The organism is Alkalihalobacillus sp. MEB130 (assembly GCF_032335535.1).
Classification (GTDB): Bacteria; Bacillota; Bacilli; order Bacillales; family Bacillaceae_D; genus Halalkalibacter.
Genome location: NZ_JAOANA010000023.1, coordinates 36,847 through 52,006 on the forward strand (window position 1 = coordinate 36,847; position 15,160 = coordinate 52,006).

A 15,160-nucleotide genomic window follows, 5' to 3' on the forward strand; every position below is an offset into this window, starting at 1 on the left:
ACCGAATCTACCTGTGCTTCGAACCCTATAACCTGTTAGTTATAACGCACGCAGGAGTATTGATGGAATAGTTTCTGGAGACGTGGTTCCATCATTCCTATTCTCCCTTGTAAAGTTAGGATTCATCTAGTGAATCCCCTGTATTTCACGTTAGAGACGCTTATTACAGAACTTGTCACACCTATCCGTTAGCTTAATAAGTATTTCTATAATAGGATTTCTATATGTTGTTCGTATTCATCCCAAAGAGTAGAAATAAAATTGTTAATTTCTTTATCTATTACCTCTAACTCATCAACTCCATAATTTGATAAGTCTAGTCTTTCGTTAATTAACAGGTTCACATAAGCATCACGCTCGATACGTTCCTTAAAGTATTCTTCATAATATTCTTCAACAGTAATTCCTAAATAATCTGCTTGGACTTCAAAGAAATCCTCATTTCCTGAGTTACCGAGCGGAAATAACAATTCCATACTGTTAAGCTCTTCCGACACATCAATTCCTGTACTTTTTGCTTCTAATACCATCATTTCTTCTTGCACAAACTTCTCAACCATTATAGAAATATCTTGGTCATCTACAAAGTATAAAGAACGTATATCTTTTAATGTAATTTCTTTACCTTTTACAACAGCTACTACATCGTCATCTTTGACTGCTGTGTTATTTTTTTCTTTTACACCATCACTTACATACACAGTCTCATTATAGGTCATTCCAAAATGACTATATTCTATATGAACATTGTTGATTTCTTCATGATGAATGACACTTACCGCATATATTTCATCCTCTATTGAAGCAGCTCCATCTTCTGATGAAGTGCCTGCTTTTATAGGTACCTCACCTATATTAGTAAAATTATATTCTCTCGCTTCTTCTCCGTTGTAATCATCGGTTATAATAAATCCTTGTGACACAGTACTAACTTGTAATCTAGTTTCTAAAGGCTTTTCCTTATTATTTACCGAAACATCTAAAATTACCACGTCACGAAAACCAACGTTACCAATACCAATAATAACTGATTGATAATCTTCATCTGAAGCAATGGTACGAAACTCCAATGGTGAACTAAATTTTAATAACAAATAACCACCACCAATAATTAGTACGAGAATAAGTATTCCAGTACCTTTCCAACTTAATCCCCCAACTAAGTCTGCAAGATTACTACCGTGGATACTGCTAGATGGATTTTTTAATTCTTCTTGCCTCATCTTTTCTCTTCTTATTTCGGGAGTTTCTTTCTCTTTGTCCATTTTAAAAATCCCCTTCTGTATGAGATCTTATTTAGCAATCTTGCCCGCAGTGTAAAAGCGTCTCCACTTATTTACTCGATACGCCCCCATTAATTAAAAAGACATTTAAATATTTTTCAATATCTTTGCTGGATTTCCAGCTACTATCACATTAGAAGGAACATCTTTCGTAACAACAGAACCAGCGGCAACGACTGAATTATCACCAATCGTAACACCCGCCAAAATTACACAACTTCCACCAATCCACACATCGTTACCAATGATTATTGGTATGGCATATCCACTTTTATTTCTACCTTTAGGTTCTATTGAATGACCAGCAGTATAAATTCCAACATTCGGACCTATCATACAGTTGTCACCAATTCTAACTTCAGCCATATCTAAAATAGTACAATTATAACCAGCATAAAAGCTGTTCCCTACATGAATGTTATATCCTAAGTCACAATGAAAGTTATGTTCAATACTAGGATTGTCACCCACACTACCAAACAATTTCTTGATAATCTCTTCTTTTTTCAAATCATCCTCAACATTTGCATTATTAAATGCTTGAATAAGATTGTGTGCGTGGATGTTCTTCTTTTTTAGATCGTCTGTGCCTCGTTCATAATAGATTTTTTCTTTATTTTTACCGTTCATATCAAAAGACCACCTTATCCATTTAGTTAATAAAATAATGCCTTTTCTTCAAGTAACCTTTTTATGATTTTTATTGATTTAATTCCTCCCACTTACTTAAATACATTCGTTCTGTGAGTCCTTTATGATTATCTATTTTACAGATGAATTCTAAACTATTTCCATCAGGATCATTAAAATGAATTTTAGCGTGTGCATAATCCTTGTGGGGCATTACAAAAGGTTCAGTTGGTTCAAATCCAAAAGCCTCTCTAGGTTTATAACCTTTAGTGGTGAGCCAATTAACAGAATTTTTTAATCCTTCTAACGAAACTTGAAAAGCTATATGTCTTATTGAAGGGTGATACTCAAGTTCTACCTTGTCCGTTTCCCATAAGCCCAACCAACTTTCATTTTTTACAATCCACAAAAATGCCAATCTATGTTCAACGATATGGTCAAGTTCAAGCCCAAGACCAGTGTAGAACTCTATCGAACGTTTTAAGTCACTCACTGGTAAATGCGCTTCATATAACCCCTTTATCATCATTCAGAAACCTCCAAATTTGTTAAAATCTACTTACCTTTAGCTTAACAACATCTTCCTAATTTTACCATTGATTTCCCTTTGTGTTTTTAATAAAGAAGCATTCCTTCTTTATTGCAGAAATGCTACCGATCCCTTTAAGTGAAGACATTCGCAATGTTTGCATTTTAGCAACATCTGATAACAAAAAAGGACTGCTAACCGCAGCCCATTTATACAAATTTTAATTATTAGTTAATTAAGTTTTCTATTGTAGTTCGAACAATATTTAATACTTCTGTGTTTACTTTGCCAAATCTTTTTCTTATAATTCCTTTTGAAAGTGTATAAACTTTGTCTGCTCTCACTGCCGAAGTAACTTTAAGAGCACCTTCGTCTAAATCTTTTTGTTTAATCACAACTGAATAATCAAGGTTTTTTAATTGTGATGTAATAGCAACAACAAGAATATCATCAGTCATCTGATTATAATCATCGTTTGAAATAATGAGAACAGGGCGTTGTTTTCTATTCGACAAGTCACTAAATGGTACTGGATAAAACAATGTCACCTTGTTTATGCATCATTCCAAACCTCATCATCTATATCATTATCCCAAAAATCAATGCTACTTTCGCTCGCTTTTGTTAGATCTTCTGATAAACTTTTCTCTTTTTTTGTCTTTAAATATTCAGCAAAGTCTAATATTTTATCGACTTCTTGCTCTGGAATTTCATCAATAATTTTTAGTAATCGTTCCTTAGCATTATTCATGATGTTCATCACCTCTTTCATGAATATTTTATCTAATTATACCATTTTCAGACACTTCAAACCATTGGTGTTTAAGTAAAGCTCCCATTAATGTCCACATGAAAGGAATAAGTATGGTTTTTTCACTTCGCTGTTTATACCTTTTTTTTGTGTTCGAATGGAAAAATATTTCTCACAATGTATGGTAACACATCGACACGAATCTGGCCTTTAATTCAATTAATATGAAAAAGAGCTGCTGATCCAGATCGACCTTCAATTCTTACACCCTTTAGCACAACAAGAATCGCGCTGACCTTGTTAAATCAACACTCCCTTTAGTTTATATATATTGGGATTTCACATGCCTAATCAAACAAAGACTGCAAAAAATCGTTCCCTTTAGTTGAAGTACCTTTTCCTCTTTTTAAGCAAACTAAAAATCAAAATTCCTAAAAGGCCACCTGATGTATTTAATATAATATCATCCACATCAAACACACCTAATTTAGTTACATATTGTACAGTTTCAATAGTAAGGCTCAATAGCAATATAACTACTAACGATAAGGCGTTCTTTAATTTCGGGAAAAGAAGTAAAATAACTATTCCTATTGGGATAAAAAGCATCACCATGCCAAATGTATTAAAAAACCAAGTACCAAAATTATAACTCTGAATGTTAAGGAGATAAGTTCCAATGGTAGAGAAAGGGACAAAATTATGCGACACTCCAGTATAACTCCCATCAAGTCTATCTGGATAAAATAAACCAACTCCTACAAAGCTAACAAACAACACCAAAGAAATGTAGAACAAAGTTAATAAAATAACATACCGCTTTAGTTTCAAAGCAACAACTAACAGCTTCACCCGACACCCCTCCTCAATAAAAGGTATGTTCAATTAATCATACTATTCAGTAATATTTAATTAACTGCTTCGTTAAAAACATAAGACTCTATTATCAACTGAAGAAAGAACTTCGAATAAGAAAAAACATAGGGAGATTTTAATCTTCCTATGTTTTCATTCATACTATTTATCTGTTTGTTTTTGCTTCTTTTTCAAATACTCCGCACGTATTTTTTCAAGTTGTTGCTTTTTATCAAATTTGGCAGGCGTCTGTTTTTCATGAAACTTTGTCACTGCTACCTTACTTTTTGCATCCAATTGATATTTTCCCACTTTGTTCACCTACTTTTCTGTCTATAAAGACAATCTATCCAACAAATATAATATACCTTATTTTACTAAAGTAAACCTTATTGCTTTATTATGTACGGCTAACTTTGTATATATCATAAAAACCTAGTAAGATAATTTTTTCGAGTAAAGAAAGAAGATATACCTTCTGAAAAATCGGCTAGTCATGTTTATACTTGTTCTCTACCTTTTAAAGGTACAAAGCGGACACCAGAGACCTTATTTGGGAAGAATCGTAGTATTTGAGGTGTAATTGGACACAGGATCTCTTATTTGCTGAAAATGAGAGGTTATTTAGCAAAAATAGGCTAAATAGGGTCCTCTCAGTCCACTTAGAGCTCAAAATCCTCCTTTTTTTAAAAATAGAGGAACCACAGTCCGCTCCGCTTAACCCTTGCGTCGATTCGCCCGAGCACGCGCTGCCTTCTGCCCCTTCCCTAACAGAGCTCTCCCCCTAGAAGAAGATCTCCTACTCCCTTCTGTTTCCAACACCCAAAAAGAAGTTTTGATGGTACAATGAGTAAGTGAATAAAATGAAATGAGAGTGTAAAATATGACAAAATCGATTACTGGTTGGGGACTGATTGGTCTCACCTTTGTTATTTTTATTTTTCTTATGGTTGAAGTGACAGCTGAAGTGAAAGAGGTAAAATCGATCTCAGACGTGTTACAAGAACATGTAAACCTCGAGGAAATTGCCTTATCTAAAAATAGTTTGATCTATGATCGAAACGGGGATGTTATTAGCGAAGTCTTCCGTGACGAAAATAGAATTTACTTACCATACAATGAAATACCGAATGTAGTCATTGATGCTTTTATAGCAACAGAAGACCAACGTTTTTTTGAGCACAAAGGCTATGATGCGATTGGAATTGGAAGGGCGATTTTATCAAATGCTAGACAGTCTGGCATTGAAGAAGGCGGAAGTACCGTCACACAACAACTTGTCCGAAATCTTTTTCTTACCCATGAGCAAACATACAACAGAAAAATGAGTGAAATTTTATATGCTCATGAATTAGAAAAAAACTACACAAAAGAAGAAATTATTGAACTCTACATTAACACGATCTATTTTAGTAATGGTGTTTATGGGATTGAAGCAGCTAGCCGTTTTTATTTTAATAAGCCAAGTGAGCGTCTAACAGTGGCAGAAGTGGCTTTCTTAAGCGCAGTACCTAATAACCCTAGTCATTATGATCCTCTACGAAATAGTGAACAAACGAAACTAAGACAACAGTGGGTTTTACAAAAAATGCTCGAAGCCTCTTATGTAACGAATGAAGAGTATGAAGCAGCTCTTGAAGAGGAAATTGTCTTAAATGTGAAAAAGAAAACAGACTTGCATCCTGATTATGTGACCTATATCCATCATGAATTTACTGAACTAGTTGCCAAAAGTGAAGGTTACCATGAAAAGCTTGCTCAAGCTTCGACACCTGAGGCGAAACAAACGGTTCAGAACTCGTTAGATGAGCGAGTCCGACACTTGTTACAGCAAGGCATTCACATCGAAACAGCTTTAGATCCATTTTTACAAAACTTAGCGGTAAAAAGCATTCATAGACAAATACCTGAATCAGATGTACAAGCATCCGCTGTCGTCCTTGACCATCAAGAAAACGAAATCGTTGCAATCACTGGCGGGAAAGATTACAGCAAATTTGATTTCCATAGAGGCTATCAAAACCCAAGACAACCCGGTTCAGCAATCAAACCATTGCTTGTTTATGCACCATACATCGAAGAGTATGATGTTCCAGTTCAAAGCACCATTAATGCGAGCAATGTTTGTTTTAATGAAGGAAACGGGAGAGAATATTGTCCAAAGAATTATGGTGGGTCAGAGTATGGAATGGTTTCATTAGCGACCGCATTGAAACATTCATATAATACGCCTGCTGTTCGTATTTTCGATCAAGTGGGAATTAACACAGCATTTAGCTATCTTGAGCCGTTTTCGTTTTCTCATTTAGACGATCGAGATTATAATTTATCTGTTGCATTAGGAGGATTTACTTACGGTATGACTCCATTAGAGCTAACAAATGCCTATACCACTTTTGCTACGAATGGTTCTTATCGCCCTTCATATGGAATACGAAGTGTAAAAGATACAAACGGAAACATCCTGTATTCATGGGATACACAAGAAACGTATGTGTGGAGCCAAAACACAAATGACAAAATGCGTAAGCTGTTATCCGAGGTCATAGAGAGTGGAACAGCTAGAAGAGCTCAAATCTCTGCTCCTTATTCTGGTGGAAAGACGGGAACGACAAATGACTACCATGATTTATGGTTTGTCGGTCTAAACGATCAATATACAACGGGAGTATGGGTAGGAAAAGATCAACGTTCTAGTATTCTTCATTTAAATGATAGAGGTCCACACTTACAAATTTGGAAAGAGCTTATGAATTAAATAAAGAGTAAAACGAAAAGGACCTATCTCAATGAGATAGGTCCTCTTCTCTGACTATAAAGGCAAACTCGCCATAAAGCTGTTATACAAACGTAATAAAGCAAATACAACAGCTAAAATGAACGCACTCCATAAAATAACTTGAAATAATACGAATCCAATCAGTCCAGCCAAACTAAGAGTGTCACTAATTTTGTAAACAAGAAATATAAAATAAGATAAACTCGCTAAAAGAAACAAAAGAGCAACGACAATAATGTATTGAGCCAGAAGAATCGCGATCACACTAGCAATCAAATAAATCCATGATCCCGTTCGAACTTTGTTTAACTCATGCCCCTCCTCATCTTTAGAGAAAAAGAGCATAGATAACTCAATCGTTGTATCTGCGATTAACTTTAAAGCAGAGAAAACCATAAAAAAGAATAATAAAAGCAAAAATAAGAGCGTTAGTTTAATGCCACTTTCTGAAATAAACTCTAACATTCCGCTGTAAATCCCTAAATTGATTAGGTGACCTAAAATAAAACCTTGTACATAAATCGCAAAGGCTAAACTAAACAGCAAAATCGAGATAAGTGGAAAATGACTTGTGATATAACGATTTGACAACGTCAACGTCCCCTTTTCTATAACTAGCAAAAAAAATAGTTTGTGCTACTACGTGATGAATCGAAAGCTACCGGATCCCACATACGTTCAGAAAAATCACTCGATTTCCCAATCCTTTCACGTAACTTTCATTTCTTTCTTCAGCAAATTGTTTTATAATGGACATATGCTTGTGACAAGGAGGAATATCTATGGGTACATTACTCATCCTTGGTGTTAGTATTGTTTTCTTCGTTGCTATTTTTACAGCAGGATATGAAGACAATCCACACAAAAATTAATAAAGCTTTCATTTACTTACGAAATCGACCAATCTCCATGGAGACTGGTCGATTTTTCATTTCGACCTTTTTACTTTAACCCAAGAAATCCTTGCTGACGAATCGCTTCATAGATGACAATTGCCGCGGTATTAGACAAATTCAACGAACGAATCTTATCTGTTTGCGGAATCCGAAAACAACTCTCCACATGTTTCTCGATGACATCCTGCGGAAGCCCTGTTGTTTCACGACCAAATACAAAAAAGTGATCCATGTTTTCATTGGAATAATCAAAGTCACTATAGTTCTTGGTTCCTACTGTTTCTATAAAGTAAAAGGCCCCTTCAGGATATGCCTCAAACAACTCGTCCAATGAGTCATAATACTTAATGGAAACACTTGGCCAGTAATCACATCCCGCTCTTTTCAGCATTTTGTCATCCGTTGAAAAACCAAGAGGACGAATTAAATGCAAAGTCGTATTCGTACCAGCACATGTTCTTGCAATGTTACCTGTATTTGCTGGGATCTCTGGCTGATAAAGCACGATATGTAACCCCACGTGCACACACCTCTATTTCATTTAATAATACTTTTCATTTCGACAAAATTCATTATACCATCTACATTCTAAAGAAGAAATGTCAAAAAGAGGAGGATGTGCAAATAACGAATATCGTTACCTATCGCAAATCCACATTCCTTCTTAATCACGCACTTTTGATTGAACAATTTTGCATAGAAACTAAGGGCGGGACATTGATAGAGTGTTTGACTGAAAATTTTAACGATACACAACTTTAGCGAAGTATATTTCCGGAGCGATTGCTATGCATCAACTATCATTGCGCCGCATCTGCCGCCATTATTGATAAAACTCGTTAACTTTATGATCATCTTCTAAAAATTCTTGAATGAACATAGTTAGTTCCTCTTCGTTCGTAAATTGATTAATATCTATTCCGTAAAAATTTTGTAACTCTTCTCTCTTTACAACAAACTCTTGCTCAACAAAATGAAATGCAACCCAGTCAGCATTATGAACTAACGACAGGATTAAGGTAGCATTAAATAAAGCAAGTTCTTTATAATTTCTCTCTATACCCTCACGCTTCTCTGCTGGGATATAATTCAAAATAATTCCATAAGGTTGTTCAGTTGTTTTAAGTTCCAAGCTATTTAATTGCTCGCCATCTGGACTAGGTAGCTCCCTCGTAATATTTCCAACAGCACCGTTATCTCCTACATACGTATTTTTATATTGAAAAAGATCTTCATTTTGGGTAGCTTCATGCGAGTTACACCCATTCAAGAAAAGCAATATCACTAACAAATAGAAGAAAAGTCTACTATTTTTTTTCATTTTTTCTCTCCTTAATCTTTAACTGCCTTATTGTAATTCTTCAAACGGATAGTAAATTTCTGTTCCATCTTTTAAGATAATACTAAATTGTTCTGCGTTGAAACTTCCATCTTTTTTATCAGAGAAATCTGGAATATACCAATGATAAGAGTTTACTTTATACTTGATGTCGAGATCACCCGTTTTAAATCTAATATAATCAACTTTATTCGAGTTGACATATCCATAGTAAAATCCAATATCGTCGTTATTGATATGGCTCAAGTTATCTGGTCTAAATACCGTTTCATCATTACGATCATTTGTTGCTTGACTAATTGTTTTCACTCCCCACCCTAACGCTCCTAATACAAATTCTTCTCCTTTTATGTAATCACCTGAATCGTAAAGTACAATGGTACTTTCACCAATATTTATTTGTTCCAATATCTCAATAGCACCTCTCTTATCTGCCACTCTTTCCACTGAAGAATTCTGATAAAAGATCGTTCCCCATACAGAAATAATCAAAATGACCAATATTGCTATCATGCTTTTATTCACTGTTATCCTTGCTCCTTTTAAAACTTATAGCTTCAAGGTTAAAACTATCTTCTTCAACAAAAAAAGTTCAATAGTATTATGTTAGCAAAATAGCGTATCCGCTTATTGGGAAATGCCTTCGTTTGTTAAGGTACTCTTGAACTTTAATGATTATCAAAACCAAATGGTCTAATTAGCACCGTTCCCATTTTAACATTTATTCCCTTTTTGCGTGACAAAAAAATACGTCCCTGTTTTATTTACAGGAACGACTTGATTAACTGTTTCATCCGGTCTTCTAACTCTCTTCTTTCCTTTTTTAGTAGAGCTAAAAACCCATTCACAAGCGAACGAAAAAGAAAAGATCCCTTTTCAAGCAAGCGGGCTTTTAGCGCTCTACTTCATTACTCCGATACTTCCATGGACGCCTGAATAGCTGGACTAATTTCTGTGTGAGGATAATTAATTCGTTCTCCAAACTCTACCCAGTCAAGATTCGCCATCAGCAGCAGGTAGCGTTTGCCGCTGGCCGGATCGCTGATGATGATATGGTCACGGCCCGCTGTTTCAACGCGCCCTTGATAAACCATTGCATTCCAACTAGTGTTTCCTTGGTAAGTAAAGTAGAATGTACCAACCTTGCCTTTATTGAAGCGCAGAATATTTTCAATAAACGATTCTTCTACCGCACCTGTTGGTAGCTGCTGCCCAGTCCCCATTGGAACCACCGGCACATTATACGCGGGTCCAGAAGGCATACCCATCGGGAAGCCGCTTGGCTGTTGTGCGACAGGGGCCTGCATCATAGCTGGATAAGAACCTGGGTAATTATTATTCATTGGATAATTTCTAGAGTTTCCACAAGTCATGAGAAAATCATCTCCTTATTATTTATCTATAAAACTCTGGGCAGTAGCCCGGTACAGCGACATAGAAACAATGATTTTTGTGCGCAAAATCAAACTGTGTCATAGGGGATCTTGGCATCGTGGGGGTACATGGATCGCGGTATGCTTGCCCCGGACTTGGATTAAAAAACCACAAATTCATTCTGGCCCGAGGATTCCTATGACCTTGTAACAAATTCCTGGCCCTTTGAAGATCTTCTTCATTGGGACGTTGTGTATACAAAGCTCCATTTAAAACAGGCTCAAAGTGAGGAATTCCCGTTCCTGGTATCGTTTGATAGATCGCATGTCTAATATTGCGCAGATTTCTGAAGTCTGGTTCACAGTCAGCCTCTACCCGATTGGCCACAACGGTTCCTACCAAGTCCATGCCTTCAGCTCCCTCGCCGATTGCCTCCGCCAGCATAAGTCTTGCTAACGCATCCACGTCACGTTCGGTATGGTTGATTCGCCTACCCATTCTCTCACCCCTTTCGGCTTATACAAGTAACTTATTGCCTAAAGGTGTTTTTGGTAGCTTGCCTATCAGCCCAAACCTTTCAAATTGAATAAAAAAAAGAAAGAGCCTTGTCCCTTTTCGCTGAAGCCTTACTTCAAAGCTATTGGCGCAAAAGCAAAAGAGCTGCCATATGACAGCTCTTTTACGAAAGTACGTTAGTTTAATAGACACTTTATAAGGACATTATTTGGATTTGTCTTTATTTGTTTGATGAAGGACTTTTCGTTGAGAATTGAACTTCGGTTTGTCTTTCATCAGCTTGATGAAGGACTTTTTGTTGCTAATTGAACTTCGGTTTGTCTTTCATTAGCTTGATGAAGGACTTTTCGTTGAGAATTGAACTTCGGTTTGTCTTTCATTAGCTTGATGAAGGACTTTTCGTTGAGAATTGAACTTCGGTTTGTCTTTCATTAGCTTGATGAAGGACTTTTCGTTGAGAATTGAACCTACTTTTGTCCTTCATTCGCTTAATGTAGGCGTTACTATTACATTTCTGCTGTTAGCAATAGAGGAAAACCACCCTCCCCCCTTATACTCCCATCCCCAGTGCGATGGCTTCACTCGCCGTGCGCATGTTGAAAAGTGCACTCAACATGCTTAAAACATAACGGCGGCTCCGCTCATCGCATCGATCTCTAGTCAAAAGGGAAAGTCACCCTTTTGACTAGAGATCTATATAGTAATGTGAAAGAATTTGTATTTGATGTTTGGTGTCCAGGCGGTGGAGTCTTCGTATTTCCAGTAACGCATGCGGCTGTTGGCGGTTTGGGCGTTTACGAGAGGTTCTCCGTTGGCATCTTTATCTACTACAATGGTTGTATGCTGCCACCTTCCATCTCCATTAAAGTCATAACAGATCACGTCTCCGGGCTCTAGCTCCATTGCACTTTCTTTTTCTACTCCTCGTAATCCACCGTTTTCTCCACTTAAATACCACCTGAGAGCGTGAGCAACAGACCAGCTGTAGCTCCAATTGTTAGACCTGAACCACCATCCATTTGAGCGATTCGGGTAGCCCTTCATCGTCGCTCCCCCAGCATGTAGGCATTGTGAGATGAAATTGGTACAATTATCGGTAAACTTGCGATATTGTGGATTAAAGTCATCCCACCATCTTTCTGCATAGCGTACAGCTTCTCTTCTGTTATAAGAGCGATTAGTTCTTTGGTCATGTTGAAAAGAACGTACGTTAGCAGTCGTTTCTATTGCTTCTTGCTCCACTTCTCGACTTGCGATAACTTGATCTTCTCGAAGTTCATCTTGAACAAATGTCGCTCTTCTTTGTTCCACTAGTTCTTCTAAATACAATTGATCTTTTAAGTGAATCAAAAATTCACAACGCTGAAGATAGTCGACATACAAATGATCGTCTACTCGAGACGTTCGGATCACATCGCCTTCTACAAAAGAACGTACAATCTCTGCTCCTCTTTCCTTATTCATATTTATTTTCTTTTTAATAAAATCTTCAACCAAACTTTCTTCTCGGACATCGTTCACATATTGACCATTTCTCTGCTCAATTAATTCATGTAATTGACTAACCATTTTTTGATTCATCTCAACATGCTCCTTTCTATATAAACTTTATGCTAGGAAGCTTGTATGAAATGAAACAAAAATGATTCAACTAAAAAGACAAAAAAAAAGAATGACCGTGTCATCCTCTTACGATATTTTTTCGATTGCTCCTTCTAAACTGAGCAAGAGTTCTTTTTTATCTAGTCCGCCCCCGTAACCGACCATGTTTCCATTGCTTCCAATTACACGGTGACAGGGAATAATAATCGGGATCGGGTTTTGATTGTTTGCTCCGCCAATAGCTCTTACTGCTTTGGGAGCTCCAATTTCTTGTGCAATTTCTTTATAAGACTTTGTTTGACCATATTCAATTTCTTTTAATGTATTCCAGACTTTTTTCTGAAACTCCGTCCCACATAAATCAAGCGGTACATCAAAATGATTTCGTTTTCCGGTAAAATAATCTTCCAATTGTTCACAAATGGGTTTAAGTGTTTCTTTGCAACGAACCACTTCCCCTTTTCGGCCTTGTTTTTTCAACCAAGCTTTTAACGAAGCCATACACTTCGTCATTTCTCCAAAATGAATGTGACAAACGCCTTTTTCAGTTGCAACAATTGTTAGAGTACCTAGGGGACTATTCATTTCATCGACATAGTGTGTTAATTGCGTTGTCATATAATCCCTTCCCTCCAATGTCCAATCTTTTCCTTATCTTACATTACTACTATAAGATTCGCTCGTCTATTAATGCTTATTTTCAATCAAATTTAGCCCTTTTTCGATTTCTACTAGAACTTTTTCATCTGTTTCCTTCTTTTTCGCTCTGTTAAGCGCCTCATTCTCTTCTAAGCTCCCGATTTCGCCTATCGCCCAAGCCGCCGTTCCTCTTATTACAGGACGAGGATCCTTTACTAACAATTCTTTTAAAATGGGCAATGCTTTTTGATCTTTAAAATGGGCCAAAGCAATAATCGCATTTCGTTGGATTGGTTTTTTCCCTCTCCATGACCCAGATACATGGCCAAATTTTTCTTTAAATTCTCGGTTGCTCATCGTTAGTAATGGAATCAACTTTGGTTTAGCTAATTCCGGATCTGGTTCCATTTCAGGGTGGATATGAAAATCCTTCCCTTTGTTTTCCGGACACACTTGTTGGCATGTATCACAACCATAAAGCCGATTGCCAAGTTTCTTTCGATATTGATCAGGTAGAAAGTCTTTTGTTTGAGTTAAATAAGCAATGCACTTCTGGGAATCGAGCTGCCCTCCCTGAATTAAGGCCCCCGTTGGGCATGCGTCAATACATTTATTACAAGAACCACACTGTTCCGTCATCGGAATATCCGGTTCAAAAGAGATCGTCGTCACCACTTCTCCTAAATAGACATAGCTTCCAAACTCAGGTGTGATAATAGCGCAATTTTTCCCACTCCATCCGATTCCGGCTCGCTCCGCAACAGCGCGATCTGACAGTTCCCCCGTGTCAACCATAGAAACTGTTTTGGCATCTGGGACTCTTTCCTGTAAGAACTCCTCAATTTTTTTAAGACGATCTCGTAAAACATCATGATAGTCCTTCCCCCAAGAAGCTCGGCAGAAAATCCCCCTTCGATCGTCTCTCGTACTTTTCGGTGGATTTTCCATTTTCGATGGGTACGCCAAAGCTATTGAAATAATCGTCCTCGCTCCTGAGAGTAGCCTCTCGGGTTCCACTCTTTTATCTATATCAGGTTCTTCGAATCCAGACTGATACCCTAGTTCTCGTTGACTAAGAAGTCGATCTTTTAATTGTAAAAATGGATCCGCTGAAGTAAATCCAATTTTATCGACTCCTATTATTTTACTATATGCAATTAGCTCATCCTTTAATTGGGCAAGTGTCATGGTCGTTCACCTTTCTTCATCCTTTTCCTACCAATATGCTACAATAAAGCAAAAAAGCAGGAGGAACGTACTTATGGTTAATATCGTGATTGATGAGTCGATCTCATCCAAACTTTCTACTTTCAAAATAGGAGTAGTCCAATATAATAATATCGTGATTGGCGACTCACCTCAAATGTTAAAGGGACGTTTACAATTTTTTCAAGAAACATTGAAAGTGGATCTGGAAGAAAAAGAACTTACTGAGTTTGAAGGAATTGCGGAGTGGCGTCAAGCTTTTAAATCGTTACAAATGAACCCAGGAAGATATCGACCTTCTCATGAAGCTTTATTTCGTCGAATAAAAAAGGGACAACCTCTTCCACTTGTGCACTCAGCAGTCGATTTGAATACATTTTTTTCATTAGAATATGTCATTCCTTTAGGTATTTACGATTTAGACCATATAGAAGGTGATGTCACGTTTAGACTCGGTCTAGAGAATGAAGCATACGAAGGTGTCAATGGTCGAGAAAATGATATGAGTGGCAAATTGGTTAGTGCGGATCAGCAAGGCGCATTCGGAAGTCCGATTGTTGATTCTGTCAGAACGAAGGTGACACCCGATACAACGTCTGCACTTCAGTTTTTTTACTTGAAACCATCGATGAATGTGACTGAAGCTTCAAAATTGTTACAAGCTGCCGGAAAAATGTTCACACAAATTCATGGCGGCGATGATCAACATAAAGTTGTCACGTTTGAATAGAAAAAATTGGTTTATAATTTTCTTGAAATGG

At 37.0% G+C, this 15,160-nt stretch carries 17 protein-coding genes and 1 pseudogene; 2 read left to right on the forward strand and 16 right to left on the reverse strand.

The genetic code is table 11. The features are described from left to right. Positions 1-1,103 precede the first annotated feature (1,103 nt). The 7 genes and pseudogenes from N0O92_RS19260 to N0O92_RS19290 all read right to left on the reverse strand — a co-directional run. Positions 1,104-1,265 (reverse strand): annotated as a pseudogene (locus N0O92_RS19260) (DUF6366 family protein); the annotation flags it as partial. Positions 1,266-1,370: 105 nt separating this feature from the next. Then, positions 1,371-1,913, reverse strand: coding sequence for a sugar O-acetyltransferase (locus N0O92_RS19265; RefSeq protein ID WP_315616273.1), 543 nt, complete (start codon positions 1,911-1,913; stop codon positions 1,371-1,373). A 70-nt stretch (positions 1,914-1,983) separates the two neighbouring features. Continuing rightward, entirely contained in the window at positions 1,984-2,439 is a 456-nt protein-coding gene (locus N0O92_RS19270) for a VOC family protein (protein WP_315616308.1), read from the reverse strand. A gap of 230 nt (positions 2,440-2,669) precedes the next feature. Continuing rightward, the gene (locus N0O92_RS19275) at positions 2,670-2,990 is read right to left on the reverse strand and encodes a type II toxin-antitoxin system PemK/MazF family toxin (RefSeq protein ID WP_315616274.1); all 321 of its coding nucleotides are present in this window, start codon (positions 2,988-2,990) and stop codon (positions 2,670-2,672) included. Between the two features lie 5 nt (positions 2,991-2,995). Then, positions 2,996-3,193, reverse strand: coding sequence for a DUF2281 domain-containing protein (locus N0O92_RS19280; RefSeq protein ID WP_315616275.1), 198 nt, complete (start codon positions 3,191-3,193; stop codon positions 2,996-2,998). A 381-nt stretch (positions 3,194-3,574) separates the two neighbouring features. Further along, complete coding sequence (locus N0O92_RS19285; protein WP_315616276.1) at positions 3,575-4,045, reverse strand: VanZ family protein; 471 nt, start codon at positions 4,043-4,045, stop codon at positions 3,575-3,577. 165 nt (positions 4,046-4,210) lie between these two features. Next, positions 4,211-4,360 carry a hypothetical protein gene (locus N0O92_RS19290; RefSeq protein WP_315616277.1) on the reverse strand — a complete coding sequence of 50 codons (150 nt, stop codon included), beginning with the start codon at positions 4,358-4,360 and terminating at the stop codon, positions 4,211-4,213. A gap of 571 nt (positions 4,361-4,931) precedes the next feature. Between N0O92_RS19290 and N0O92_RS19295 the strand changes: the two genes are divergently transcribed. Then, a complete protein-coding gene (locus N0O92_RS19295; RefSeq protein ID WP_315616278.1) occupies positions 4,932-6,806 on the forward strand; it encodes a transglycosylase domain-containing protein in 1,875 nt (624 codons plus the stop codon). A gap of 54 nt (positions 6,807-6,860) precedes the next feature. Here N0O92_RS19295 and N0O92_RS19300 read toward each other — a convergent pair whose 3' ends face one another. From N0O92_RS19300 to queG, 9 genes are all read right to left on the reverse strand, one after another. Further along, a complete protein-coding gene (locus N0O92_RS19300; protein ID WP_315616279.1) occupies positions 6,861-7,418 on the reverse strand; it encodes a DUF5366 family protein in 558 nt (185 codons plus the stop codon). Between the two features lie 351 nt (positions 7,419-7,769). Then, positions 7,770-8,243: a tRNA (uridine(34)/cytosine(34)/5-carboxymethylaminomethyluridine(34)-2'-O)-methyltransferase TrmL gene (gene trmL, locus N0O92_RS19305; RefSeq protein WP_315616280.1), complete on the reverse strand. Its 474-nt coding sequence runs from the start codon at positions 8,241-8,243 to the stop codon at positions 7,770-7,772. 303 nt (positions 8,244-8,546) lie between these two features. Continuing rightward, a complete protein-coding gene (locus tag N0O92_RS19310; RefSeq protein WP_315616281.1) occupies positions 8,547-9,044 on the reverse strand; it encodes a DUF4825 domain-containing protein in 498 nt (165 codons plus the stop codon). Positions 9,045-9,071: 27 nt separating this feature from the next. Next, the gene (locus N0O92_RS19315) at positions 9,072-9,587 is read right to left on the reverse strand and encodes a hypothetical protein (RefSeq protein ID WP_315616282.1); all 516 of its coding nucleotides are present in this window, start codon (positions 9,585-9,587) and stop codon (positions 9,072-9,074) included. Between the two features lie 383 nt (positions 9,588-9,970). After that, positions 9,971-10,435 (reverse strand): spore coat protein GerQ, encoded by a 465-nt coding sequence (gerQ, locus tag N0O92_RS19320; RefSeq protein ID WP_315616283.1) that lies wholly within the window; start codon positions 10,433-10,435, stop codon positions 9,971-9,973. Positions 10,436-10,457: 22 nt separating this feature from the next. After that, entirely contained in the window at positions 10,458-10,934 is a 477-nt protein-coding gene (locus tag N0O92_RS19325; protein WP_315616284.1) for a cell wall hydrolase, read from the reverse strand. A gap of 711 nt (positions 10,935-11,645) precedes the next feature. Continuing rightward, complete coding sequence (locus tag N0O92_RS19330; protein ID WP_315616285.1) at positions 11,646-12,533, reverse strand: amidase domain-containing protein; 888 nt, start codon at positions 12,531-12,533, stop codon at positions 11,646-11,648. A 108-nt stretch (positions 12,534-12,641) separates the two neighbouring features. Continuing rightward, on the reverse strand, positions 12,642-13,172 hold the full coding sequence (locus tag N0O92_RS19335; RefSeq protein ID WP_315616286.1) for a methylated-DNA--[protein]-cysteine S-methyltransferase: 531 nt from the start codon (positions 13,170-13,172) through the stop codon (positions 12,642-12,644). A gap of 69 nt (positions 13,173-13,241) precedes the next feature. Next, the gene (queG, locus tag N0O92_RS19340) at positions 13,242-14,381 is read right to left on the reverse strand and encodes a tRNA epoxyqueuosine(34) reductase QueG (RefSeq protein ID WP_315616287.1); all 1,140 of its coding nucleotides are present in this window, start codon (positions 14,379-14,381) and stop codon (positions 13,242-13,244) included. Positions 14,382-14,454: 73 nt separating this feature from the next. Between queG and N0O92_RS19345 the strand changes: the two genes are divergently transcribed. After that, on the forward strand, positions 14,455-15,129 hold the full coding sequence (locus N0O92_RS19345; protein ID WP_315616288.1) for a B3/B4 domain-containing protein: 675 nt from the start codon (positions 14,455-14,457) through the stop codon (positions 15,127-15,129). Positions 15,130-15,160 lie beyond the last annotated feature (31 nt).

Bases quoted from the DNA above. Each gene is read 5' to 3' on its own strand.
- N0O92_RS19265 (WP_315616273.1), bottom strand. From the start codon at position 1,913: ATGAACGGTAAAAATAAAGAAAAAATCTATTATGAACGAGGCACAGAC.
- N0O92_RS19270 (WP_315616308.1), bottom strand. From the start codon at position 2,439: ATGATAAAGGGGTTATATGAAGCGCATTTACCAGTGAGTGACTTAAAA.
- N0O92_RS19280 (WP_315616275.1), bottom strand. From the start codon at position 3,193: ATGAATAATGCTAAGGAACGATTACTAAAAATTATTGATGAAATTCCA.
- N0O92_RS19295 (WP_315616278.1), top strand. From the start codon at position 4,932: ATGACAAAATCGATTACTGGTTGGGGACTGATTGGTCTCACCTTTGTT.
- N0O92_RS19310 (WP_315616281.1), bottom strand. From the start codon at position 9,044: ATGAAAAAAAATAGTAGACTTTTCTTCTATTTGTTAGTGATATTGCTT.
- gerQ (WP_315616283.1), bottom strand. From the start codon at position 10,435: ATGACTTGTGGAAACTCTAGAAATTATCCAATGAATAATAATTACCCA.
- N0O92_RS19325 (WP_315616284.1), bottom strand. From the start codon at position 10,934: ATGGGTAGGCGAATCAACCATACCGAACGTGACGTGGATGCGTTAGCA.
- N0O92_RS19330 (WP_315616285.1), bottom strand. From the start codon at position 12,533: ATGAATCAAAAAATGGTTAGTCAATTACATGAATTAATTGAGCAGAGA.
- N0O92_RS19335 (WP_315616286.1), bottom strand. From the start codon at position 13,172: ATGACAACGCAATTAACACACTATGTCGATGAAATGAATAGTCCCCTA.
- queG (WP_315616287.1), bottom strand. From the start codon at position 14,381: ATGACACTTGCCCAATTAAAGGATGAGCTAATTGCATATAGTAAAATA.
- N0O92_RS19345 (WP_315616288.1), top strand. From the start codon at position 14,455: ATGGTTAATATCGTGATTGATGAGTCGATCTCATCCAAACTTTCTACT.